Origin of the sequence: Cryptosporangium phraense (assembly GCF_006912135.1) — a bacterium.
GTDB classification, from domain to species: Bacteria; Actinomycetota; Actinomycetes; order Mycobacteriales; family Cryptosporangiaceae; genus Cryptosporangium; species Cryptosporangium phraense.
The window spans coordinates 463058-486675 of record NZ_VIRS01000002.1 but is presented as its reverse complement, the minus strand read 5'-3'; the positions used below and the strand labels follow the sequence as shown (position 1 = coordinate 486675).

The window sequence follows — 23618 nt, the reverse complement described above, 5'->3', positions numbered from 1 at the left end:
GGGCGGGTGACCTATCGCGCGCGGCCGGGCCAGGCTCCTGCCGGGCGAGGTGACGGGTGCCTAACGGGCGCGGTTAGGCGGGCGGGCGCGCGCTGGGCAAGGGTGGGCGGCTGCCCATCGCTCGGCGGGCCGGGCGCAGCCGGCAGGGCGCCTGCCGGGCGGGAGCGGGCGCCCTGCCGGGCGGGAGCGGGCGGCTGCCGGGCGGGCGCTGCCGATCGAGCGTCTGGCGAGCGGGGATAGGCGGCTGCCCGCCGCGCGCGGCAGATCGACCGGCTGCCGGGCCCGGCCGGAGGTACGCCTGCCCGGCTCGGCGGGCCCGGCCCCCTACCGGGCGCCCGCCGGGCAGAGGTGGGCGACGGCCTAGCGGGCGCGGCAGCCCGGCGGGGGCGGCAGCCGGGCGGGCGCGGCAGCCGGGCAGAGGTGGCGGCCGCTCGCCGCGCGCGGCCGATTGGGCAGGATGAGCGGCTGCCCGCAGGGCGCGGCCGATCCAGCGGCTGCCGAGCCCGGCCGGAGGGACGCCTGCCCGGCTCGGCGGGGCAGGCCCCTCTCGGGCAAGGTGGCGGCTGCATACCGGGCGCGGCCGGGCGGGCGCCCGCCCGACAAGGATGGGTGGCTGCCCACCGCGCACGGCGGGCTAGGTGCGGGGGGTCCGGCGCGGCGGGCCGGGTGCCTGACGGGCGGGGTAAGCGGTTGCCCGGGCGCGGCCGATTAGGCGCCTGCCAGGCAGGGGTGGGCGACTGCTGGCCGCGCGCGGCCGATTGGGCGACTGCCGGGCAGGGGTAGCGGCTGCCCACCGGGCGCGGCCGATCCAGCGGCTGCCGAGCCCGACCGGACGGACGCCTGCCCGGCGCGGCGGGCCAGGCACCTGCCGGGCTCGGTGAGCCGGGCAACTGCCGGGCTCGATGAGCCAGGCACCTGCCGGCGCGGCCCGGGCGGGCGCCTGCCGGTCTGGCGCCTGCCGGGCGAGGGGATTGGGCGGCCGGCGGGCGAGGGAGGTCGGGCGCCCGGCGGGCGCGGTCAGGCCGGGCCGCACCCGGGCGGGCAAGGCCCGGCGGGCGGCCGCGCGGGCGGCCCAGCGGGCGAGCGGGGCTACCAGGTGCCGCCGTGGCGGCCGGGTTCTTCGTCGGCGTAGCGGCGACGGGCTCGGGGTGGGGCCTCGCGGCGGTCGGGGTTTTCGCGGCGGTCGGGGTTTTCGCGGCGGTCCTGGTTCTCGGCCTGGGGGCCGGTGCGGTAGCCGCGTTCGGTCGGGCTCGGTTCGCGTTGCGGTGGGGCGACCGACTGCGGGTCGGCCCAGGAGCCGCCGCCCGGGCCCAGGGGGTCGTGGACCGGCCAGGCGCCGGTCGGCTCGGCCGCGTGCCGCCGCCGCCCACCGCCGTTGCCCGCATTCGGGCCGAGCCCGCCGCCGTTGCCCGCGCTCGGGCCAAGCCCGCCGCCGTTGCCCGCGCTCGGAGCGAACCCGCCGCCATTGCCCGCGCTCGGAGCGAACCCGCCGCCGTTGCCCGCATTCGGGCCGAGCCCGCCGCCGTTGCCCGCGTTCGGGCCGAGGCTTCCGTGGCCGCCGCCGTTGGCCGCACTCGGGCCCAGACCCCCGCCGCTGGCGGGGCCAAGGCCTCCGAGGCCTCCGATGCCGGGAGTCTGATCAGGGGTGGCGTAGGGGTTGCCGTAACCGGCGGCTGACGCCGCCGGGCCCGAGCCGCTCGGTCCTTGGCCAAGGCCGCCTGCGCCCTGCCCCGGGCCGCCCGCACCCTGCCCTAGGCCGCCCGCACCCAAGCCACCCGCACCCTGACCACCCGGACTTCCGCCCAGGCCACCCGGGCTTCCGCCCAGGCCACCCGGACTTCCGCCCAGGCCACCCGGGCTTCCGCCCAGGCCACTGAGTCCGCTCGGGTTGCCCCCGAGCCCCCCGCCCTGGTTACCCGATCCTCCCGGGCCTCCGTAGCCATTGTTGGCCGCAGGCTGCCCGGACACCGGGCTCTCCGCCCGGCCGTGCCGGCCCCACCCGGCCCCCGAAGACCCGGCCCCCGAAGACCCGGCCCCCGAAGACCCCGCGCCCGACGGCGCCTCTCCGTACCCGTTCGCCTCGCTGCTGCGCCTCGGCGGCATGCCGAGCCCGCCGTACTCGCGCTCCAGATAGCTCCCACCGAGACCGGCCCGCGATCCGTTCGCCGGCGCGCCGTTCGGGCCCCGCCCGTACCCGGGCCCGACGTTCCCGGCCTGCTCGGCCGACTCCCACCGCGGCGGCGTCCACTCGGCCGACGCAGACGCCGACGCAGACGCCGACGTCGAGGCCGGCTCCTCGGACGCGGGCCAGCCCCACACCGGCTCGGCCGGAGGCGTCCACGTGGGCTCGGCCGGAGGGGTGAACACGCCGGACGTCGTCACCGGGGGCATGTCCCCGCTGGTGCGCGCGTCGAAATCGGGCTGGGGGTCGCTGACCCGCGGGTCAGCGGCCGAAGCGGCCGGGCTCTCCCGGATCGGGTCGTCGGCGACGAGCCGGTCCCAGGTCGCGGCGGCCCAGTCGCCGAGGTCGGCCGCTCCATTCGGGCCGCCGGCCAGCTCCAGCTCACCGGTCGGCGACGCGATCGGGTCGGCGTAGGGGGCAGGCGCCACGAACGGGGTGCTCGGCGCGTACTCGGGTGCGCCACCGGTCGGGTACCGCTCCGGCTCCGGGGTCGGCTCGGGCCGGGCCGGCTCCGGGCGGGGCGGGTCCGACCGGGTCGGGTGGACCTGCTCCGCGCCCCGCTGGGCCGCGGCCGCCCGACGGGCCGCGCGGCCGCCGCGTGCGCCCAGGCGCGTCGACTCGGGCCGGGTGAACTCGGGCTGCGTCACCTCGGACTGGCTGACGGTGGGCTCGTCCACCGCGCTCTGGTTCGCGTCGTCCGCGCTCGTCTCGGCGACCGGCGTGGCGTAGTGGTGGCTGCCGGTGTCGTCGATCGTCATCAGGCCGGTGTCGGAATCGCCCTCGGTGAACGGGGAGCGCGACGAGCCGTTCGCGTACCCGCCGCTCGGGTACGGGGCGTCGTCCGGGCCGCCCGAGAGCGTGCGGTAGGTGGCGGTGTTCTCGACCGCGAGCGGGGGCGCCGACGGGGGAAAGCTCTGGGCCCAGGTCGACGACGCGCCGCGCTCCGGGACCAGCGACTCGAACCGCCGGTTCAACGCCGACAGCACCGCGCGGACCATCGCCTGCCGGGCGTCACCGCGCACCAGCGCGGCGCCGGCGAGCCGGTCGACCTGGCCGGGCGTAAGCAGCGTGACGACCGCGATCGCCAGCCGGTCGGAGCCGATGTCGGTGAGCTCGGCCTGGTCGAGGCCGCAGCGGGCCCGCCCTTCGAGCAGCGCGTCGACCGCATTGAGGGTCGCGCCGGCCACGGTGCGGAGCACGGTCCGCTCGACCGCCGGCCCGCTCGCCGACCCGACCACACGGGCGCCCGCCGTCGCGAGCGCGACGTCCACCCGGACGTCGAGGCCGCCGGTGACGACCTGTAAGCGCTCGAGGTGGACGCGACGCTGGGGCCCGTCGAGCGGGACGCTCCGCGTCTCGTCGACACTGTCGTCCACCAGAACCGACCGGGTCTGGTCCACCTCCACGCCGAGCCTTTCGTCCAGGATCCTGGTCACTGACCACGCCACTGCAGCCTCGTCTGCCCCGTCGACGAGTTCCAGGTGCAGCGTACGGTCTCCGCCCGCTGCCGTCCTGAGCTCGGCGGCACGCACCCCGGCCACCGCACGCACGACGTCGAGCAACGCGGCCACGGCGATCGGCCGGAGGGCCGGCCCGGATCCTCGCATCGTGAACACCGGACGCGCACCGGCCGGGGAGCGGCTGCGGTGCGGAGCGGTGGTCACGAACGTGCTCCTGTCTCGTCGACCTGCCAGCAGGCTACCGACGGATGGCCCGTCCGGTCAGGCACCTGAAGGGGAAGGGTCCGTCACCGAAGGGGGAAACGGACGAACCGAACGGTGGTTCCGGCCGAGCGGGCAGAGAGTTGGGGACACCTCGCGTACTCTTGCTACCCGGCGGTAAGTGCGGATGGTCCGCAAGGACTGGAGGAGACCATGGTTACCCCGGTGAGCAGTGATCCTGTCGCCGCGAGCAGTGGCCGCACGGGCCGTCTGCCCCGATCGGCGCGTCGCCGCCAGTTGCTCACCGCTGCCCAGGAAGTGTTCGTCGCGAACGGGTATCACGCGGCCGCGATGGACGACATCGCCGACCGGGCCGGCGTCTCCAAGCCGGTGCTCTACCAGCACTTTCCCGGCAAGCTCGACCTGTACCTGGCGCTGATCGACCAGCACACCGAAGCGCTCGTGAACCACGTCACACAGGCCCTCGCGGGGACGACCGACAACAAAATTCGCGTCCACCTCGCGACGAAGGCCTACTTCGACTTCGTCGACAGCGAGGGCGAGGCGTTCCGGCTGGTGTTCGAGTCCGACCTGCGTAACGAGCCGGCCGTGCGCGAGCGGGTCGAGCGGGCGTCGCAGCTGTGCATGGAGGCCATCGCCGACACGATCGGACATGACACCGGTGTCTCACGGGAGCGGGCCGAGCTGCTCGCGGTGGGGCTGACCGGGGCGTCCGAGATCGCGGCGCGGTACTGGCTGAACGCGAACCGCGCGGTTCCCAAGGACGAAGCGGTCGCGCTGTTGAGCGCGCTGCTGTGGAGGGGGATCTCGGACTTCCCGCTCGATAATTCTGCTCAGCGCTGACACAGCTCCCCGGGCCGCTCGACCGGGGCTTCGATCGGATAGCTTCTACAGCGGTTGAGTACCGTTTTCCGAGGAGGCACTGCGGTGGAGGTCAAGATCGGCGTGCAGTTCGCTCCGCGCGAACTCGTGCTGGAGAGCACCCAGAGCCAGGACGAAGTCGAGCAGGCGGTGGCCGACGCGCTGGCCGGCGTGACGAATCTGCTGTCACTGGTCGACGAGAAGGGCCGGCGGGTAGTTGTGCCGGCCGACAAGATCGCTTACATCGAGATCGCCGAGAGCGAGTTGCGCCGGGTCGGTTTCGGCACGGCCTGACGGCACGCTTTTCACCAGCGCCTGCGGCTCCGCGCCGCAGGCGCTGGTGCGTGTCAGGACCGCAGACCCAGCGACGACAGGCGCTCGGCGTGGCTGGCCGTGAGGCGTTCGATGAGCGCGGCCAGGCCGTCGGGGCCGTCCGGGACGAACGGCTCCACCAGCGTCACCAGCGCCGGACGCGCGGCCACGACCAGCTGGGCCTGCGTCACCGCCTCCCCGACCAGACGCCGGGCCCACAGCCCCAGCCGGTCGGCGAGCTTCGGGTCGGCGTCCACCGCGGCCAGCACCTCGGCCACCGCGAACTCCGCGTACCGGTCGTCGTGCAGCACCTCGAGGACCAGCGTCCGGTCGGGCTCGGCCAGCCCGGCCGCCACCTCGCGGTAGAAGTCGTCCGCGATCCCGTCCCCGATGTAGGCCTTGACCAGGCCCTCGAGCCAGTCCCGGGGCCGGGTCGACTCGTGGTAGGCGTCCAGCGAATCGACGAACGGGGTCATCGCGTCGACCGGGTCGACGCCCAGTTCGGTCAGCCGGTCGGCCAGCCGCCGGTAGTGGACGAGTTCCGCCGCGGCCATCTCGCTCAGCGCGGCCCGGCGGCGCAGGTCGGGCGCGAGGCGGGCGTCCGCGCCGAGGTTGTCGAACGCGACCAGCGCGCCGTAGGACAGGACACCGAGTAGGTCGGGGACCGCCGCGTCATCGCGACCCGGAGTGCTCAGCGGGGGCTCCTCGGACGAGGCCAGGGGTTGCACGTGCTCACCGTAGAGGGTCCGACCAGCTGGCGGGATTCGTCACAGAACGCAGATGAACCCGCCACGCGCCTGCGTGGGCAAAAACCGTCGCGGTAGGCTATGAGCGAGGTGACACCCGTCACCGCACTAACTCGCGCCGTTAGGCAGCGCACGCGCGCTCCGGCGCCGGGTCGACCAATGACGGTAGTACCAGCACTACAGCAGTACTGAATATCGAGCGCGGACCCCGTCCAGGGCGCCGCTCTGAGCCCGCCACCGCTCGCGGTGCGCGTGAGGCTCGGGCAGCGTCTGTCGCTACCGGAATCATCTGGGCGTCTGCGCACTCGGAGAGAGGCGAAGACTCCTGAATACGGAAGAGAACAACGAGCTCGACCCGGTCGAGCTCGAGCACGCCACCACCGGCGCGCCCGAAGACGTCCCGGTCGAGGAGCTCACCGCGACCAAGCCGGTCAGCGAAGAGAACCCGCTCTTCGCCGACCTCGGTGTCCGCGCGGAGACCGTCGAGGCGCTGGCCGCGGTCGGCATCACCCGGGCGTTCGCGATCCAGGAGCTCACGCTCCCGATCGCGCTGGCCGGAAGCGATCTGATCGGTCAGGCCCGCACCGGTACCGGTAAGACACTCGGCTTCGGTGTCCCGCTGCTGCAGCGGATCGTGGCTCCCGGCGAGGGCGACCGTTCGGCCGGCGGTGCTCCGCAGGCGCTCGTCGTCGTGCCCACCCGTGAGCTCTGCGTCCAGGTCACCCGCGACATCGCGGCGGCCGGCAAGACCCGCAAGATCCGGGTGCTGTCGGTCTACGGCGGCCGGGCCTACGAGCCGCAGATCAGCGCGCTGAAGAAGGGCGTCGAGGTCGTCGTCGGCACGCCCGGCCGGTTGATCGACCTCGTCGAGCAGGGTCACCTGCACCTCGGCGCGATCTCGATCCTGGTCCTCGACGAGGCCGACGAGATGCTCGACCTGGGCTTCCTGCCCGACATCGAGCGCATCCTGGCCACGATCCCGTCCGCCCGGCAGACGATGCTGTTCAGCGCGACGATGCCGGGGCCGATCGTGGCGCTGGCCCGCAACTTCATGCGTCAGCCGGTGCACATCCGGGCCGAGGAGCCGGACGCGGGCCGCACGGTGCCGACGACGGCCCAGCACGTCTACCGCGCCCACTCGCTCGACAAGGCCGAGATGCTGGCCCGCATCCTGCAGGCCCGCGACCGCGGTCTGACGATGGTGTTCTGCCGTACCAAGCGCACCGCGCAGAAGGTCGCCGACGACCTCGAGGAGCGCGGCTTCGCGGCCGCCGCCGTGCACGGTGACCTCGGCCAGGGCGCCCGTGAGCAGGCCCTGCGCGCGTTCCGGGCCGGCAAGGTCGACGTGCTGGTCGCCACCGACGTCGCCGCCCGCGGTATCGACGTCACCGGCGTCACGCACGTCATCAACTACCAGTGCCCCGAGGACGAGAAGACGTACCTGCACCGGATCGGCCGCACCGGCCGGGCCGGGGCCGACGGCGTCGCGGTCACGTTCGTCGACTGGGACGAGCTGGCCCGGTGGACGATGATCAACACCGCGCTCGACCTGCCGTTCGCGGACCCGCCGGAGACGTACTCGACGTCGGACCACCTGCACGCCGAGCTCGACATCCCGAAGGACGCCACCGGCGTGCTCCCGCGCAAGGAGCGCACCCGGGCCGGCCTGGACGCCGAGGAGGTCGAAGACCTCGGTGAGACCGGCGGCAAGAAGGCCGGACGCACCCGGGTCCGCCGTCGCCGCGGCGACGAAGACCGCAGGCCGGCCGTCGAGGCCGACGAGAGCGCCGACGAGGCGCTGCCGGCCCGCCGCCGGACGAAGCCCCGCCGCCGGACCCGTGGTGGCGAGCTGCTGAGCACGACCCCGATGCCCGAGGGCGCGGAGGTCGTCGCCGACGACGCCGCGCCGGCGGAGGCGATCGGTGCCGTGGCCACGCTGGCTCCCCCGCTGTTCCGCACCCCGGACGCGGCCCCGCCGCTGTTCAGTACGCCCGAGGCGCCCGAGGTCGACGACGTCGACAGCGCCGACGAGGGTGACGAGGGCGCGGCTCCGCGTCGGCGTCGCCGCCGCCGTACCGGCGCCGGCCGTCCGCGGCGCGCGGGCTCCGACGCCGACGCCCCGGCCGACGCGTCCGCCGCCGAGTAGTCCATGACGACGCCGGGAGAGTTCCCCGCCGCCGTGAACGGAGCCGCGCCGGTTCCGCCTGGCCCGGCTCCGGCCGGCCCGGGTCCGGCCGGCTCGACGTCGAACGGGTCCGCGCCCAGTGGGTGGGCCTCACCCGGGGGAACGGCCGGGGACGCCGCCTGGCGGCGTCCGGCCGCACCGGCGGAGATTCCGGCCGTCCCGGCGCAGGCGCCGGGCCCGCCACGCTACGCGGGTCCGCCGCCGATGAGCCGGCCGTCGGCCGCGGTCGGCTGGGGCCCGGTCATCTCGTCCGGCCCGGTCCCGCGGGCCCTCCCCCACCAGGACCACGACGCCCTCGACCGCGAGGACGCCCAGGCCCGCGCGGTCACGGTCGGCGTCGGCATTCTGACGCTCGTCGTGCTGTTCCTGCTCCTGCTGATGATGGTGATCCGAGCCAGCACGGCCGCCGCGGCCTAACCGACGCCCGACCACACCATCCGGGCGCCGGTGTCGCCGGCCCGCACCACGGAGACCGCGGCCCCGACCGCGGTGGCCAGCAGCGCGAGCATCAGCACGATCGACACGACCGTGAGCACGGTCGACCCGCTGGTGTTCTGGCGCGGTTCGCCGACCATCGTCCACTGGTTGCGCTCGTCGTAGCGCGGCTGCGGCGTCCGGCGCGAGTTCCGCACCCGCTCGACGATCACCAGCACCACCGCGACGACCGCGAGCAGCACGGCCATGTTCCGGGTGTCGAGCCCGAACCCGCCGTGCTCGTCGATCGCCGGCGTCCCGCCGAGGTACTTCGCGAAGCGGTCACCGGTCTCGGCCGCGACGATCGCCGCCCCGGCGCCGCCGAGCGAGCTCAGCACCAGCACCCAGCCGACCTTCGGCCGCAGCCGCGGCACGAGGACGTACGCGAACGAGGCCAGCACCGCGATCGGTACGAGCACGACCGCCGCGTGCACTACCAGCGGGTGGGCCGGTAGGCCGAAAACCTTCTCGAACACGGTGACCTCCGCAAACGCTGTTACGGCCGTACCCTAGTGCGACAGGTGGTTCCGACGTCAGTTGACGTCCGAGTAAGCAGTAGGCACACGGAGAACAGGCGCAACAGGTTCGCGGGCACACTGGATTCCGTGACTCAGCTCGCCCCGCACCGCGCCGATCGCCTCACGATCACCGCCGCCGGCTACCCGATCGCCGCCCTCGCGTCTCGGCCCGCCGCCGCGACCGCGTTGTTCCTGCCCGGCTACACCGGCAGCAAGGAAGACTTCGCGCCGCTGTTCGACCCGCTGGCCGCGGCCGGCTACCGCGTCGTCGCGATCGACCAGCCCGGCCAGTTCGAGTCCCCCGGCCCCGACGACGCCCGCGGCTACACCGTCGACTGGCTGGGTTCGGTCGTCCGTGCGGTGGCCGACTCGCTCGGCGACGGCCCGGTTCACCTGGTCGGCCATTCCTTCGGTGGGTTGGTCGGCCGGGCCGCCGTGCTGGCCGAGCCGTCCGCGTTCCGCTCGCTGACGCTGCTCTCCTCCGGCCCGCAGGCGATCGTCGGCGCCCGGCGTGCGCGCATGGAGCGGCTGGAGCCGCTGCTCCCGCTGGGCATGGTGGCGGTCTACGACGCGATGGAGGAGGCCGGTCGGCTCGATCCGGTCTGGCAGAGCACCCCGGCCGACCTCCAGGCCTTCCTGCGGAAGCGGTTCGTCGCCTCGTCGGCCGCCGGCCTGGGTGGCATGGGTGACGCGTTGCGGACGGAACCCGACCGCACCGCCGACCTCGCCGCGGCCGGCGTCCCCGTATTGGTCTGTTACGGCGAGAGGGACGACGCCTGGCTGCCGTCGGTGCAGGCCGACATGGCGCGCCGCCTCGGCGCGCTCGAGGAGGTCATTCCGGACGCGGCGCACTCCCCGGCCATCGAGAACACGAAGCAGACCGCGGTGGCACTTGACCGGTTCTGGGCGGCACACTGATCGTAAGGTCAATTGTCGGAGGTACAACCATATGACGATCTCGGATCTCGGCCTGTACGGACCGGAGAGCGTCACCTGGCGGATCCACGCGGACCCGTCGTTCGCGGTCGGCGGGCTCCGGGCGCTGCTGCTGCAGGCGCTGCACCCGATCGCGATGGCCGGCGTGTCCGCGAACTCCGGCTACCGCGACGACCCGTGGGGGCGTCTGCAGCGCACGACCGAGTACGTCGCGACCACCACGTTCGGCACGACCGAGGCGGCCGAGGAGCTCGCCGCCAAGGTCCGCCGGCTGCACCGGCGGCTGACCGCCGTCGACCCCGACACCGGCGACGTCCACCCGGTCGACGACCCGTCGTTGTTGCTGTGGGTGCACTGCTGCGAGGTCGACTCGTTCCTGCACGCGGCCCGCCGCGGAGGCCTGCGTCTCTCCGATGCGGACGCCGACCGGTACGTGGCCGAGCAGGTCCGTCAGGCGCGCCTGATCGGGATCGAGCCCGCGTCGGTCGCGGTCCCGCGCACCGCCGCCGAGCTCACCGCATACTTTTCGGACGTCCGCCCGCAGCTGAAAGCCACCCGGCCGGCGTACGAGGGGCTGCGTCTGATCAGTGCGCCGCCCATGCGCTGGTGGGTGCGGTGGGCTACGCCTGCGGCGCCTAGTTGGGGTGCGCTGGTGGCTATGGGGTTCGGTTTGTTGCCCGGTTGGGCCAAGCAGCTCTATACGCATCTGCCGGTGCTGCCGGGGAGCGAGTTCACGGCCACTGCGAGCTTGCGGGCTCTGCGCACCGCCGTGCTGGCGCTGCCTCCTACTGTGCGCGAGAGCCCGCAACTGCGGGCGGCTCGGGCCCGAGTGGCGGGAATCCCTGTCCGCCGCCTGGACGCCCTACCGGCGTAACCGGGTGCCCGCGCAGATCCACGACTTTCCGGGCCCATTCGGCGCCCCAGAACCCCGATAACGCGCCATTCCGAGCGCACTCCGCCCGAACGCTCGAACTGGGTCGGCGGGGAGTGGTCGCGAGCCGAGATCCGCGGCGCGAAGGCGGGGCCGGTCCTCAGGATTGGCATCCGGCCAGTTGCGCCCGGGTGGCGATGGGGTGGGCCCGGCCGAAGCTGAGCCCCGTGCTTTGGGCGGCGTTCGCCGACTGGGTGCGTTGAGGCGGGCTACCGCCGGCCTGAGTGCGCCCAGTCAGCCTTTGTGTGCCCTGGTTGGCTATCCGCAATGGAGATGAGCGCCGAGATGCTGTGGTCGGCGTCCATGCTCGGGCCTGCCAGCCGCGAGGTCGTGACTGGTGGACGTTAGCTAACTCGACCACCGCCGAGGCGCGCGCGCTGGGCGCGTGCGCGCGGGCTCAGCGCGCGGGCGCGCAGGCTCAGCGCGCGGGCGCGCAGGCTCAGCGCAGGCGCGCAGGCTCAGCGCAGGCGCGCAGGCTCAGCGCAGGCGCGGGCTCAGCGCGCGGGCTCGGCGCGTGCGCGCAGGCTCAGCGCAGGCGCGCAGGCTCAGCGCAGGCGCGGGCTCAGCGCGCGGACTCGGCGCGGGCGCGCAGGCTCAGCGCAGGCGCGCAGGCTCAGCGCAGGCGCGCAGGCTCAGCGCAGGCGCGCGGGCTCAGCGCGCGGGCTCGGCGCGTGCGCGCAGGCTGGGCGCGTGCGCGGGCTCGGCGCGTTTGGGCGGGCTGGGACCGGCCCGGAGCTGCCCGCTCAGCCTGAAACGCCCAGATGAAGCCCACGCCCGCAGCAGCACCCCGACCAGGCACGATCGAAAGCCCAGGCAAGACCTCAGCCAGGCACAACAAGAGGCCCCGACCACCCCGCCGCGGCCCCGGCCCGCCCCCGGGCCTCGGCTGAGCCGTCCCGGCTGGCCGGCCGACCTGACCCGCGGCCGAGGTGGGCCCCCGGCCGACCTGGCCCCCGGCCGACCCGCCCCCCGGCCGCGCTTCCCCGGCCCCGGCGGCCCGCCCGGCCCCCGGCCGCCCCGCCGGCCCGGCCTGGCCGCCTGACGGCGACAGCCCCTACGACGGCAAGGCTGCCCATGGGTCTTTGGGCGGCGCGGCGGCCTGGCCCTCCGGGCAGTGGCGACGGAAATCGCACCACCCACACTTCGGCCCCGGATCCGGCGGAAACGCCTCATCCACCGGAGCCCCCGCACTCAACTTCGATTCCGCCTCCACCGCATCGGCCGCCGTCTGCTCGGCCCTCCGCAGATGGCGCTCGAGCCGCTCCGGCGTGTGCACATGGCTGTACACCTCGCCCGCGCTCAGATGGTGCAGCTCCACCCGCCGGCAGGGGCGGCGCAGTGTCTTGGCCGCGGCCAGCGCGTAGAGGGCCAAGGCCTGCGACCCGGCCGCATCATCTTCGGACAGCGCCCCGCGCCCGGTCTTGTAGTCGACGACCACCGGCTCGCCGTTCCGGTCGTCGAGCCGGTCGATGCGCCCGGAGACCGCCAGCCGCTCGGTGCGCATCGCGACCGTGCGCTCGAGCCCGAACGGCTCGGCATCCGGGTCGACCGTGCGCAGATAGTCTTCCAGCCAGCCGACGGCCCGCTCCTTCGCCGCCGCCTGCTGTTCGGCGTCGCGGTAGCCGTCGGAGATCCAGGCGTCGTTCAGCAGCTTGCGGCTGGCCTCCGGCGTCCGTTTCTCGCGGGGCAGCAACCACCAGGCCCGCAGGACGTTGTGGACGGTCGCGCCGAGCGCGTTGTGCGCCCAGGGAGCACCTCGGGGCGGCTGCGGACGATCCACATAGGTCATCCGGTACCGGCGCGGGCACTCGGCGAACGCCGCCAGTTTGGACGGCGTGCAGGAGAAGAGCCGGGTGGGCATCCCGGCGAAACCAAGCTGTTCCATCACCAACGATCCTCCCACGGGGGTACGACAACCCGGGGGTCACCGATGAGCGATCGGCCACTGCTCCCGGGACGTCACCGGCGACGCGCCGCTCGCCCGCGAGACCAGCTCCTCGTAGACCGATTGCCGGGTGAGGTTCTCCCCCAGCCGCACGGTCTTGTTCGTGCCGTGGAAGTCGCTCGACCCGGTCTCCAGCAGCCCCAGCTCCGCGGCCAGCCCGGCCAGCGCCACCCGCTCGGACTCCTCGTGATCGGGATGGTCGACCTCGACGCCGGTCAGCCCGGCGTCGGTCAGTTCGGCCAGCACGTGGTCGGGGATCACCCGCCCGCGCTTGGACGCCTTCGGGTGCGCGAGCACGGTGACGCCACCGGCCCCCCGCACCAGGCGCAGCGCGTCGAACACCTCGATGTCCCGCTTGGGGACGTGGTACCGGGCGCCCAGCCACTCCGAGCGGAACGCGTCCGGCACGTCGCGGACGACTCCGGCGGCGACCAGCGCCTGCGCGATGTGCGGACGCCCGACCGGCGCCCCGTCGGCGATCGCCAGCACGCCCGGCCAGGTGATCGGCGCGCCGTCGGCGACCAGCATCCCGACCATCTCCTCGGCCCGGGTCAGCCGGGACGCCCGCACCAGCGCCCGCTCACGCGCGAACTCCGGCTCGGTCGGGTCGAACAGATACGCGAGCAGGTGCAGGCTGATCGGCCAACTGTTCGAAGGCGTCCAGAAGCACGACAGCTCGGCCCCGGGCACGAGCGTCAGACCGGCCGGCAGGGCTTCGATCGCCGGACGCCACCCGGCGGTCGTGTCGTGGTCGGTCAGCCCGATGACGTCGAGGCCGACCTCGACCGCGTCCCGCACGAGCTGGGCCGGGCGCACCGTCCCGTCGCTCGCCGTCGAATGCGTGTGGAGATCGATACGCATGAACGGCGGGCCTCACGAACTCCGGCAGATGAACGGTGGTGGGCACGGACGTGCCCACCACCACCCTAGCCGGTAGGGTCAGTCGCCCTCGTCGCCGACCGCGAGCATCTCTTCCGGGTCGTACATGACCTGGCAGAACAGCAGGTAGAGCTCGTTGGGGTAGGGCAGCGGGGCGATCTCTCGGAGCGCCTGGTCTTGCCCGGCCGACTCCAGCACGAACGTGCCGTAGTTGAGCACCCGGCCCAGCGGGCTCTGCTGGTAGGCCATGTCGGTGACCCGGGCCAGCGGCATCATCGCGACCTTGCGGGTGACGATGCCCTCGATGAGCATGACCCGCTTGTCGGTGAGCACGAACTTGTCGAAGTACCAGTCGCCGATCCGGTAGGCGGCCGCGATCAGCAGCACGACCCAGAGCAGCGCCACCGTGCCGATGACGTACGGGACGTTCTGCATCGCCCCGACGAGGTAGCCGAGCAGCAACGTGCCGCCGGCGAGCGCGAGCAGCCAGCGGATGACGGCGATCCAGTGCCGACGCCATTCGCCGCAGTAGCGCTCGCTGTCGAACAGGTACTGGGCGACGTGGCGCGACGGCTCGAGGACCGGCCGGAACGGCTTCGGCGGAGGCGGCGGCCCGGGCGCGGCACCCGGCGGGGGCGGCGGGGGCGGGGGCCGCCCGATGTCGTAGTCGTCGTCGAACGCCCCGCCCGGACCGGGGGGCGGGGGCGGCGGGGGCACCGATCCACCCGAGGGCGACGTCGGATCGTCGTCGGTCGGGACCGGGGTGATTCCCATGCGCGCGGGCGGAGGCTCACTCCACGTCCGACGACCGAGATCGCGTTCCGGGCTCGGCCCGGGACTCGTCTGGTCTTCGGCCATCGCACACCTCCACGGGGGGACGGAAGTCGCTACTCAGAGGCTTATTCAGCACCGAGCGCACCATCGTACGTCGTCACAGGATCGGCCCCTGAGCAGTCGCTCGGCGGACCGCTCCTGAATAAGCCTCTTAGAAAACGTTAGATACGAACGTCCCGAAACCGGTCGCGATGTCGCGCAATCCATCGCCGAGCGAGCGCAGTAAGTTCGCGGCGTCGCCCGGCTGGGTCACGATGTAGAAGATGAGAAAGGCGACCACGATCCAACCCAGGGCCTTCTTCACTGCCGCCCTACCTCCCGCTCGACGACGAACGCCGTTTTACCATCGCGGGCAAGCAGTAGCGAACATGCGCAGGCCGTGTCGGCGCGTTAAGAAACTCCCTCCTCCGGCGGCCCCCATTGAAGGTACGGCGAGAGCGCCCCGAACGGCAACGGTCCTGGTAGCCCATCGCGACCGTCCAACAACACAAAGTGCTCCGCCAACACATATCCCGCCTGCGCGGGCCACGCGATGGCCCACAACCACATGCCTTTCGCCTCCCCGACGTAGGCGCAGCGATCGTCGTCCGCTTCGATCGACCAGAGTGGCGTCGGGTGGCCGGCAGCGACCACTTTGGCGTGCGCGTTGGTGTTGAGCAGGCCGTCGCAGAGCATCTCGCCCGGGTCCAGTCCGGACAGGCCCGCGAACCGCGACCCGAGTCCGACTCCCGGCTCCTCCGCGACCAGGACGACGTCGGCCACGCCGCCGAGCGGGGCCGGGCCGGTGCACGCCACCGCGGTGGCCACGATCGGGCGCCGGTCGTCACCGGCCCAGGCGAGCCCGGTGATCGTCCAGTCGGGAAGCATCGGCCAGGGCAGCCACACCGGCACGCCGGCGTCCACCCGGACGGCGTCGAGCACGTCGGAACCCAGCTGGCGGGCGACGTGCAACGGCGGGACGGCCCCGTGCACGGCGCAGCGCCACTCGCTGTGCATCAGGTCGGGGCCCCGGACCCCGAGCGCACAGCGTGGGCAACATGGCGGTGTTGACACAGCGCAACGGTCCGCCTTCGGACCATCTCCCGTCAAGACCTGACACAATCGGACAAAATTATCTAAACGGCGTAGCGGCGGATCCAGGCGTGCATCGCGATCCCGGACGCGACTCCGGCGTTGATCGAGCGGGTCGAGCCGAACTGCGCGATCGAGCACACCAGGTCGAGCCCGGCTCGCGCGCTGTCCGACAGCCCCGGCCCTTCCTGGCCGAACAGCAGTACGCAGGCCCGGGGCAGCTCGACGGTCTCCAGCGGCACGGCGCCGGGCAGGTTGTCGATGCCGATCACCGGCAACCGCGAGTCAGCCGCCCAGGCGAGCAGCTCGTCGACGTCCGCATGGTGACGGATGTGTTGATAACGGTCGGTCACCATCGCACCGCGGCGGTTCCACCGCCGCCGGCCGACGATGTGCACCTCGCGAGCCAGGAACGCGTTCGCGGTCCGGACCACGGTCCCGATGTTGAAGTCGTGTTGCCAGTTCTCGATGGCGACGTGGAACGGGTGCCGGACGCGGTCGAGGTCCGCGACGATCGCGTCCCGCCGCCAGTACCGGTAGCGGTCGACGACGTTCCGCCGGTCGCCGGCGGCCAGCAACTCGGGGTCGTAGCGGGAATCGGAAGGCCACGGACCCTCCCACGGGCCCACTCCGACCGGCAGCTCGACCTCGTCGTCCACGCTGCAGAACAGTACCTACGCCTTCGGCGTCGGCCTTCCCGGCTGCTCTCCTCCGCGGGCATCGCCGTAGGACCGCTTCGGGACCATCACCTTCCGACGGAAGACGCAGACGACGGTCCCGTCCTGCTTGTAGCCCTTGGTCTCGACGTAGACCACGCCCCGGTCGTCCTTCGACTTCGAGGGCGTCTTGTCGAGTACCTCGGTCTCGCCGTAGATCGTGTCGCCGTGGAACGTCGGCGCGATGTGCCGGAGCGACTCGACCTCGAGGTTCGCGATCGCCTTGCCGGAGACGTCGGCCACCGACATGCCGAGCAGCAGCGAGTAGACGTAGTTGCCCACGACGACGTTGCGCTTGAAGTCGGTCGTCTCCTCGGCGTAGTTCGCGTCGAGGTGCAGCGGGTGGTGGTTCATCGTGATCAGGCAGAACAGGTGGTCGTCGTACTCGGTGACCGTTTTGCCGGGCCAGTGCTTGTAGACCGCGCCGACCTCGAACTCCTCGTAGTAACGCCCGAACTGCATGCGAACGCTCCTTTGCTACTCGCCGGTAGCTGTGGATTGTGACCGGGGAGCCCGGGGGCCGCAGCGAGGAGTGTCACACTGCCACCCGTGGAGCAGACGGACACGCTAGGACCGATCAGTCGGTGGAGCCGGATCGGGATCGCGCTCGCCGGGCTGCTGCTCCTGATCCTCGGCACGCTGTTCGGGCAGGACGACGACTTCCCGTTCGCGCCGTTCCGGATGTACTCGACGACCGACCGCCTGGACGCCCCGGTGAAGTCGCTCCGCGTCGAGGCGGTGACCGTCGACGGCGAGCGGATCGTGCTGTCGGACTCCGACACCGGCCTGCGCCGGGCCGAGATCGAGGGCCAGCAGGAGCGGATCGCCGACGATCCCGCACTCCTCGACGCGGTCGCGTCGGCTTACCACACCCGCCACCCGGACCGGCCCCGCCTGCGTGAAGTGGACGTCGTCGTCCGGCTGATCCAGCTGAAGGACGGACGTCCGACCGGCCAGTGGCAGGACACGACGACCGTGCGGCGGGAGATCCCGTGATCGAGCGCTGGTGCTTCGCGCCGGTGGCGCTCGGTCGGATCGCGGTCCTGCGGACGCTCGCCTACCTGTTCGTTCCTCTGGACGTCTTCCTGATCACGCCGTGGGCGCTGGCGCACCGGGACGTTCCCCCGGCGCTGTACCAGCCGCTGCGGGTCGCACGGGTGCTCGACCTACCCTCGCCCACCCACGCGCTGATCGTGGTGCTGTGCGTGGCACTGGTGGGCACCGCGCTGGCCGCCGCCACCGGGCGGGCCCCGCGGGTGCTCGGGACGCTCGTCGCGGTGCTGTACCTGGCCTGGATGCTCGTCGCGATGTCGTACGGGAAGGTCGACCACGACCGGGTGTCGTACCTGGTGTTGCTGGCCGTGCTGCCGACGGTCGGGCCGGCCCGGTGGGGCGACCGGACGCTCTCGGCCAGGGCCGGCTGGGCGGTCAAGGCGACCGCGATCGCGGTCGTCTGCACGTACTTCCTCGCGTCCTGGGCGAAGTTCCGGTTCGGCGGCATCGACTGGCTCACCGGAGCGACGTACACGAAGGCCGTGTTGCGCCGGGGGACGATCTTCTCGGACTGGACCGTGCACGTGCCGTACCTGCTGGTGCTCGCCCAGATCGGCACGATCGTGTTCGAGCTGGGCAGCCCGGTGCTGCTGTTCCTGCGCGGGCGCTGGCTCACCTACGGGGTGCTGTTCCTGTTCGGGTTCCACGCGATGGTCTACGCCGGCCTGACGATCGCGTTCTGGCCCCACCTGGTCGCTCTGGCCGCGCTGCTGCCGCTGGAGAACCTCCGCGTGCCGCGCCGCTCCCGCGAGCCCGCGCCGACCTAATTCGCGAGCTTGTCCCGCTCGGCCTGCGGGAGCGCGCAGGTCGCGCTCCCGCCGGGGAGCTTGTCGCGGTTGCGGGCCACCCACCGGTAGAGCGGCCAGGCCAGCGCGCTGATCGGCATCAGCCGCAGCACCCGGCCGGCCGGCCGCCAGAACGAGCCCGCGTCGATCAGCAGCGCGGCGATCGCGTCCGGGCCCGCCGCCCGCCGGTCGGGACCGACCCACTGCACCGCGGTCTCGGCGTCCTCGACGCTCAGCCCGAGCGCGTCCAGATCGGTGCGCTGCCAGGCCACGACGTCGGCCGACGTCGGAATCCGGCGCTCGATGAACCGCGCGCACGTAGAGCAGAAAGCGCAGTCGCCGTCGTAGACGAAGGTGGGAGTCACCCTTCCATTATCCCGCCCAGTCGAACGGGGTGCCGTGGCCTCCTGCGGTGCCTAGTAGTCGTCGCTCGCCGTGGGGCCAGAGCGTGAGCCAGGCCGCGAAGCGGGGCTTCCCGCGTTCGTCGGTCTCCGGTTCGAAGCTCAGCCGGGCCAGCGGGGCGTCACCGCCGGCGTGCTCCCCCACGTCGGCCAGAAGTACTTCGATCGCCTTCCAGGCGTCCGGATCGACGTAGCCCTTGATGACGGAGTTCCAGACGACGGTGAGCGTGCCGGACGCCGTCTCGGAGAGACGGTCGGCGAGCCAGGCGGCCGTGTCGGAGGCGCGGTCGACCGGCGCCGGGACGCGCTCGGCGACCGTGAACGCGGACCGCAACCGCTCCAGCCGATCGACCTGATCGGCCCAGATCAGCGATTCCAGGTGGCGCCGGTCGGACGGCGACGAGGGGTCGAGCGGAGCCGGGTCGCAGCCCCGGCGCTCGACGACCCGCACCCGCGTACCCAGCGGCACCGGCGCCTCCCCGCGCCACGGCTCGTCGAGCACCAGCGGGCTGCCCGGATCGCCGTGGACGCCGGTCGCGGTCCGGTAGCCGAACCGGTCGGCCCGCAGGTTGAGGCCGGCCGCGGCACCGATCTCGAGCAGCCGGATCGGGAGCCCGGTGCGGTGGGCCAGCACCAGCAGGCCGGCGTAGAGCACGGACGCGCGCCCGGTCTCGTTCGTCTGGACCGGCGCGGCCATCGCGGCCGCGACCTCGTCGGTCCGCTGCTCGAGCACGCGTTCGACGACCGGCCACGCGCTCTCCGGCGGCTCGGTGCCCCCGACGCTCGGGTAGTAGGGCGCCAGCTCGGGCAGCGCGCCGTCGAGCACCAGGCAGTGGACCGCGGCCAGCAGGCGGAGGCCGGGCGAGGCGGTCAGCCGGTCCGCGTAGGGCGCCAGCAGCCCGGCGACCGGCCCTCCTTTTTCGACGTCGATCGCCGCGCCGTCGAGCAGCGCGCGATAGAGCGGCGAGTGGTCGCCGCAGGCCATGGCCTGCCACCGCAGGTAGGACGGCAGATCACCGTCGCGGGGGAACGGCGGGAGATCGACAGACGGAGACGGGGCGGTCATGACGGGCCTCCAGGTTGTCCGACAAAACAGACTTCCGACACAGCCATATCCTGCTGGCGCTCGAACGCATGTTCGAATACGGTGGTCTCAACGGGGGGATGACCAGAACGGGAGAGGCAATGCGCTGGGACCACATGCGGTTGCTGTCGACCGATGCGGACGAGGAGGAGCCGGCCGCCGTGCCGCTGCCCCTTCCGCTCGAGGCGGCCGGGGTCCGGGTCCGCACGTTCGACGCTCCGGAGTTCCGCGGGGTGACCTTCTACGAGATCCGGGCCAAGTCGATTCTCAACCGGGTGCCGGCGTCGTCGCCGGTGCCGTTCCGCTGGACGGTGAACCCGTACCGCGGCTGCACGCACGCCTGCACCTACTGCTTCGCCCGCAACACCCACACCTATCTCGACCTGGATTCCGGGCACGACTTCGATTCGCGCATCGTCGTCAAGGTCAACGCCGGTGAGCTGCTGCGACGTGAGCTCGGGGCGCGGTCGTGGTCGGGCGAGCACATCGCGATGGGCACGAACACCGATCCGTACCAGCGGGCCGAGGGCCGGTACGGGCTGATGCGGGAGGTGCTCACCGCGCTGCGCGACCACGCGAACCCTTTCTCGATCCTGACCAAGGGCACGCTCGTGCTGCGCGACATCGACCTGCTGACCGAGGCGGCCCGCATCACCGACGTGCGGGTGAACGTCTCGGTGGGGTTCGTCGACGCGGCGCTCTGGCGTCAGGTCGAACCGGGTACTCCGAATCCACGAGCGCGGCTCGGCGTCTGCCGGGCGATGACCGACGCCGGCATCGAGTGCGGCGTCCTGATGGCACCCGTGCTGCCGTATCTCACCGACACCGACGAGCACCTCGAAGCCACCGTGGCGGCGATCGCGGACGCCGGAGCGGTCGCGGTGACGCCGCTGACCCTGCACCTGCGCCCGGGCGCGCGGGAGTGGTTCCTGGGCTGGCTGCGCGGGGCGCGGCCGGATCTCGTGCCGAAGTACCGCCGGTTGTACCGCGAGGGCGCCTACGCGCCGGCCGAGTACACGAAGGATCTCACCGCGCGGGTGCGGAAGATCGCCGAGTCGTACGGCATCGGGAACCGCACGCCCGGCAATGCGCGAGCCATCGAGGAACCGGAGGCGGAAAAAACGCAGCAGCTCACGCTGCTGTGACCCACAGACGTCCGGGCCCGGCCTGGGGACCGGTCCGGACACCCCAAGACCCTGCCGAACGATGCGTCGACCTGCGGCGACGCATCCGGTAGGGCTAGTGCACCGCGCCCGGCCCGCGAACGGGGTCCGGGTCTGCGCAGGCGGGCGGGGTGCGCGGAGAGCCCGGGCGAGGCACCCCTTCGCCCGGGCTCTCTTCTCAGGACTTGAGGCCGTACTCGCGGAGCAGGCCACGGCTGATGATCGTCTTCTGGATCTCGGACGTGCCCTCGCCGATGAGCAGGAACGGCGCCTCGCGCATGAGCCGCTCGATCTCGTACTCCTTGGAGTAGCCGTAGCCGCCGTGGATGCGGAACGACTCCTGCGTCACCTCGGCGCAGTATTCGCTGGCCAGCAGCTTGGCCATGCCGGCCTCGACGTCGTTGCGCTCGCCGGCGTCCTTGAGCCGGGCGGCGTTCACGGTCAGGGCGTGCGCGGCTTCGATCTTCGTCGCCATCTCGGCCAGCTTGAATGCGATCGCCTGGTGGTCGACGATCGCCTTGCCGAACGTCTTGCGCTGCTGGGCGTAGGCCACGCCGAGTTCGAACGCGCGGATCGCGATGCCGCAGGCCCTTGCGGCGACGTTCACGCGGCCGACCTCGATGCCGTCCATCATCTGGTAGAAGCCGCGGCCGGCCTTCTCCGGGCCGCCGAGGATCGCGGTGGCCGGGAGGCGGGCGTCGTCGAAGATCAGCTCGGTCGTCTCGACGCCCTTGTAGCCCATCTTCTCGATCTTCTTCGGGATCGTGACGCCGGGCGCGGTCTCGCCGAAGCCCGGCTCCTTCTCCACCAGGAACGTCGTCATGTTCCGGTAGACCGACTCCTGGCCCTCGTCGGTCTTGACCAGCGTGGCGACGACCGACGACTGGGCGCCGTTCGTCAGCCACATCTTCTGGCCGGTGATGACGTAGTCGTCGCCGTCCTTCTTGGCCCGGGTGGAGATCGCGCTCACGTCCGAACCCAGGGCAGGCTCCGACATCGAGAACGCGCCCCGGACGTCGCCGGTGGCCATCTGTGGCAGCAGGCGCTGCTTCTGCTCGTCGGAGCCGTGCTGGCGCAGGAGATAGGCGACGATGAAGTGGGTGTTGATGATGCCGGAGACGCTCATCCAACCCCGGGCGATCTCCTCGACGACCAGCGCGTAGGTGAGGAGCGACTCGCCGAGACCGCCGTACTCCTCGGGGATCATGAGCCCGAACAGGCCCATCTCCTTCATGCCGTCGACGATGTCGGTCGGGTACTCGTCGGCGTGCTCGAGGGCCTGGGCGTGCGGGATGATCTCCTTGTCGACGAAGGTCCGGACCGTGGCCAGGATGTCGCTCTGGATTTCGGTCAACCCATGGGTCTGCGCGAGACGGGCCACAGGGCGCTCCCTCCGTCGGTTTGTTACCGAGGAGTATCACCCACCTGACCGATTCAGCCCCTTGTGAACCTAACCACGGGACTCCAGGACCGAGTTACCGCCGTCCACCACCAGCATCTGGCCGGTGACGTACGAGGCGGCCGGCGTCGTCAGGAACGAGACGGTGGCGGCCACCTCGTCCGGGGAGCCGGGGCGGCCCAGCGGCGTCAGGCGGCCGTAGTGCAGCTCGCTGACCGTGGACGAGCCGGTGTGGATCCAGCCCGGCGCCACCGCGTTCACGGTCACCCCGTCGGCCACGACCTCCATCGCCAGCGCCCGGGTCAGCCCGACCATCCCGGCCTTCGCGGCCGCGTAACCCGCCTCGGCCGGCATCGCGTTGATCGGCCCGGTGGTCGACGCGATGTTGACGATCCGCCCCCAGCCGCGCTCGGTCATCCCGCCGACGAACGCCCGGCTGGTGTTGAACGCGCTGGTCAGGTTGCGGTCGATCTCGGTGCGCCAGTCGTCGTCGGAGAGCTGACTCACCGGGCGAAGCACCTCGGGGCTGGCCACGCTGGCCATGCCCGCGTTGTTCACCAGCACCTCGACGTCGCCGAGCGCGTCGCGCACCGCGTCGGCAAAAGCCTCGACCTCAGCCGGGTCGACGAGGTCGACCACGAACCCGGAGGCGCCGAGCTCGGCGGCGCGCTCGTGGATCCGGCGGGTGGTCGAGACGATGCCGACGCGGGCGCCGAGCGCGATCAGCCGGCGGGCGATCGCGTACCCGATACCGTCCGGGCTGCCCGCGCCGGTGACGAGCGCGACCCTGCCGTCGAGGCGGTCGGTGGGATTAACCGTCGGGGCGGCGTGCTCACTCATGCGGTGATTGTGTCGTACGTGATTCCGACGGCGACGCCCCGCCCGAGGCGGGCGTGCGTCCACGAATACCCTGGGCGAAGTTTGCCGCCACTGTGATAGGACGCGCCCATGACGTACAGTCCGCCGCCGGACGAGTCGAACCCGTGGGCGAAGCCGACCTCCGGGTTCCCCGACCCGACGTCCGGTTATCCGGCGCCGACCTCGGGTTATCCCAATCCGACCTCGGGTTATCCGAACCCGACCTCGGGTTACGGGGCCACGCCGGCCGCCTACGACCCGAACGCGGCCTACCAGCAGCAGCCGGGTGCGTGGGGCGCCCCGGCTCCGGCCTACCCGGCCTACGGCTACCCGCCGCCGCGGAAGCAGAACGGCAAGGCGCTCGCGGCGATGATCGTGTCGATCGTGTCGTTCATGATGTGCCTCGGGCTGCCGGGCATCGTCGGGGCGCTGCTCGGGCACTCGGCGAAGAAGGAGATCCGGCAGACCGGTGAAGACGGCGAGGGCTTCGCGACCGCCGGCATCGTCGTCGGCTGGATCGGCTTCGGCCTCTCGATCACGTTCATCCTGGTCTACGCGGTCATCATCGTCATCGCGATCACGACGTCCTCGACCAGCCCGTGA

24 protein-coding genes are annotated in these 23618 nt (G+C 72.5%); 10 read left to right on the top strand and 14 right to left on the bottom strand.

What is annotated here, in order from left to right; genetic code table 11:
- Positions 1-1089: 1089 nt before the first annotated feature.
- A complete protein-coding gene (locus tag FL583_RS04640; RefSeq protein WP_142703185.1) occupies positions 1090-3846 on the bottom strand; it encodes a dermokine domain-containing protein in 2757 nt (918 codons plus the stop codon).
- Between the two features lie 210 nt (positions 3847-4056).
- On the opposite strand from FL583_RS04640, the gene FL583_RS04635 reads away from it, so the two are divergent.
- Both FL583_RS04635 and FL583_RS04630 read left to right on the top strand, forming a co-directional pair.
- Positions 4057-4707, top strand: a complete 651-nt coding sequence (locus tag FL583_RS04635) for a TetR/AcrR family transcriptional regulator (RefSeq protein ID WP_142703184.1) — start codon at positions 4057-4059, stop codon at positions 4705-4707.
- Positions 4708-4791: 84 nt separating this feature from the next.
- The gene (locus tag FL583_RS04630) at positions 4792-5019 is read left to right on the top strand and encodes a DUF3107 domain-containing protein (protein ID WP_142703183.1); all 228 of its coding nucleotides are present in this window, start codon (positions 4792-4794) and stop codon (positions 5017-5019) included.
- Positions 5020-5072: 53 nt separating this feature from the next.
- Here FL583_RS04630 and FL583_RS04625 read toward each other — a convergent pair whose 3' ends face one another.
- Entirely contained in the window at positions 5073-5765 is a 693-nt protein-coding gene (locus tag FL583_RS04625) for a ferritin-like fold-containing protein (protein ID WP_205751835.1), read from the bottom strand.
- A 343-nt stretch (positions 5766-6108) separates the two neighbouring features.
- Here FL583_RS04625 and FL583_RS04620 point away from each other — a divergent pair, with 343 nt between their 5' ends.
- Together FL583_RS04620 and FL583_RS04615 are read left to right on the top strand one after the other, a co-directional pair.
- The gene (locus FL583_RS04620; protein ID WP_420843116.1) at positions 6109-7929 is read left to right on the top strand and encodes a DEAD/DEAH box helicase; all 1821 of its coding nucleotides are present in this window, start codon (positions 6109-6111) and stop codon (positions 7927-7929) included.
- A gap of 3 nt (positions 7930-7932) precedes the next feature.
- Positions 7933-8385 carry a hypothetical protein gene (locus FL583_RS04615; protein WP_142703181.1) on the top strand — a complete coding sequence of 151 codons (453 nt, stop codon included), beginning with the start codon at positions 7933-7935 and terminating at the stop codon, positions 8383-8385.
- Here FL583_RS04615 and FL583_RS39925 read toward each other — a convergent pair.
- Positions 8382-8918 (bottom strand): DUF2231 domain-containing protein, encoded by a 537-nt coding sequence (locus tag FL583_RS39925; protein ID WP_170323476.1) that lies wholly within the window; start codon positions 8916-8918, stop codon positions 8382-8384. The two genes, FL583_RS04615 and FL583_RS39925, sit on opposite strands and share 4 nt — an antisense overlap.
- 129 nt (positions 8919-9047) lie before the next feature.
- On the opposite strand from FL583_RS39925, the gene FL583_RS04605 reads away from it, so the two are divergent.
- Positions 9048-9878, top strand: a complete 831-nt coding sequence (locus FL583_RS04605; protein WP_142703180.1) for an alpha/beta fold hydrolase — start codon at positions 9048-9050, stop codon at positions 9876-9878.
- Between the two features lie 31 nt (positions 9879-9909).
- A complete protein-coding gene (locus FL583_RS04600) occupies positions 9910-10770 on the top strand; it encodes an oxygenase MpaB family protein (protein ID WP_142703179.1) in 861 nt (286 codons plus the stop codon).
- A 1111-nt stretch (positions 10771-11881) separates the two neighbouring features.
- Here the strand turns inward: FL583_RS04600 and FL583_RS04595 are convergent.
- From FL583_RS04595 to FL583_RS04570, 7 genes are all read right to left on the bottom strand, one after another.
- Positions 11882-12712: a RecB family exonuclease gene (locus FL583_RS04595; RefSeq protein ID WP_142703218.1), complete on the bottom strand. Its 831-nt coding sequence runs from the start codon at positions 12710-12712 to the stop codon at positions 11882-11884.
- Between the two features lie 39 nt (positions 12713-12751).
- Positions 12752-13633 (bottom strand): PHP domain-containing protein, encoded by an 882-nt coding sequence (locus FL583_RS04590; RefSeq protein WP_142703178.1) that lies wholly within the window; start codon positions 13631-13633, stop codon positions 12752-12754.
- A 78-nt stretch (positions 13634-13711) separates the two neighbouring features.
- Complete coding sequence (locus FL583_RS04585) at positions 13712-14425, bottom strand: PH domain-containing protein (protein WP_142703177.1); 714 nt, start codon at positions 14423-14425, stop codon at positions 13712-13714.
- Positions 14426-14636: 211 nt separating this feature from the next.
- Positions 14637-14789: a hypothetical protein gene (locus tag FL583_RS39920; RefSeq protein ID WP_170323475.1), complete on the bottom strand. Its 153-nt coding sequence runs from the start codon at positions 14787-14789 to the stop codon at positions 14637-14639.
- 86 nt (positions 14790-14875) lie between these two features.
- Positions 14876-15538 (bottom strand): DUF6758 family protein, encoded by a 663-nt coding sequence (locus tag FL583_RS04580; protein WP_205751833.1) that lies wholly within the window; start codon positions 15536-15538, stop codon positions 14876-14878.
- Between the two features lie 62 nt (positions 15539-15600).
- Positions 15601-16215: a TrmH family RNA methyltransferase gene (locus FL583_RS04575; protein ID WP_142703176.1), complete on the bottom strand. Its 615-nt coding sequence runs from the start codon at positions 16213-16215 to the stop codon at positions 15601-15603.
- A gap of 15 nt (positions 16216-16230) precedes the next feature.
- Positions 16231-16734, bottom strand: a complete 504-nt coding sequence (locus FL583_RS04570) for a MaoC family dehydratase (RefSeq protein WP_142703175.1) — start codon at positions 16732-16734, stop codon at positions 16231-16233.
- An 87-nt stretch (positions 16735-16821) separates the two neighbouring features.
- Between FL583_RS04570 and FL583_RS04565 the strand changes: the two genes are divergently transcribed.
- Both FL583_RS04565 and FL583_RS04560 read left to right on the top strand, forming a co-directional pair.
- Entirely contained in the window at positions 16822-17268 is a 447-nt protein-coding gene (locus FL583_RS04565; protein ID WP_205751832.1) for a hypothetical protein, read from the top strand.
- On the top strand, positions 17265-18092 hold the full coding sequence (locus FL583_RS04560) for an MFS transporter permease (RefSeq protein WP_142703174.1): 828 nt from the start codon (positions 17265-17267) through the stop codon (positions 18090-18092). The genes FL583_RS04565 and FL583_RS04560 overlap by 4 nt, the downstream gene beginning before the upstream one ends.
- Here the strand turns inward: FL583_RS04560 and FL583_RS04555 are convergent.
- Positions 18089-18475: a thiol-disulfide oxidoreductase DCC family protein gene (locus FL583_RS04555; protein ID WP_142703173.1), complete on the bottom strand. Its 387-nt coding sequence runs from the start codon at positions 18473-18475 to the stop codon at positions 18089-18091. The two genes, FL583_RS04560 and FL583_RS04555, sit on opposite strands and share 4 nt — an antisense overlap.
- Positions 18476-18482: 7 nt before the next feature.
- Positions 18483-19577: a DUF2332 domain-containing protein gene (locus tag FL583_RS04550; protein ID WP_142703172.1), complete on the bottom strand. Its 1095-nt coding sequence runs from the start codon at positions 19575-19577 to the stop codon at positions 18483-18485.
- A 119-nt stretch (positions 19578-19696) separates the two neighbouring features.
- Between FL583_RS04550 and FL583_RS04545 the strand changes: the two genes are divergently transcribed.
- Positions 19697-20740, top strand: coding sequence for an Rv2578c family radical SAM protein (locus FL583_RS04545; RefSeq protein WP_142703171.1), 1044 nt, complete (start codon positions 19697-19699; stop codon positions 20738-20740).
- 196 nt (positions 20741-20936) lie between these two features.
- Here the strand turns inward: FL583_RS04545 and FL583_RS04540 are convergent, their stop codons facing one another.
- Both FL583_RS04540 and FL583_RS04535 read right to left on the bottom strand, forming a co-directional pair.
- Positions 20937-22139: an acyl-CoA dehydrogenase family protein gene (locus FL583_RS04540; RefSeq protein WP_142703170.1), complete on the bottom strand. Its 1203-nt coding sequence runs from the start codon at positions 22137-22139 to the stop codon at positions 20937-20939.
- A gap of 69 nt (positions 22140-22208) precedes the next feature.
- A complete protein-coding gene (locus tag FL583_RS04535) occupies positions 22209-22997 on the bottom strand; it encodes an SDR family NAD(P)-dependent oxidoreductase (RefSeq protein WP_142703169.1) in 789 nt (262 codons plus the stop codon).
- Positions 22998-23105: 108 nt separating this feature from the next.
- Here FL583_RS04535 and FL583_RS04530 point away from each other — a divergent pair, with 108 nt between their 5' ends.
- Positions 23106-23618 (top strand): DUF4190 domain-containing protein, encoded by a 513-nt coding sequence (locus FL583_RS04530; RefSeq protein ID WP_142703168.1) that lies wholly within the window; start codon positions 23106-23108, stop codon positions 23616-23618.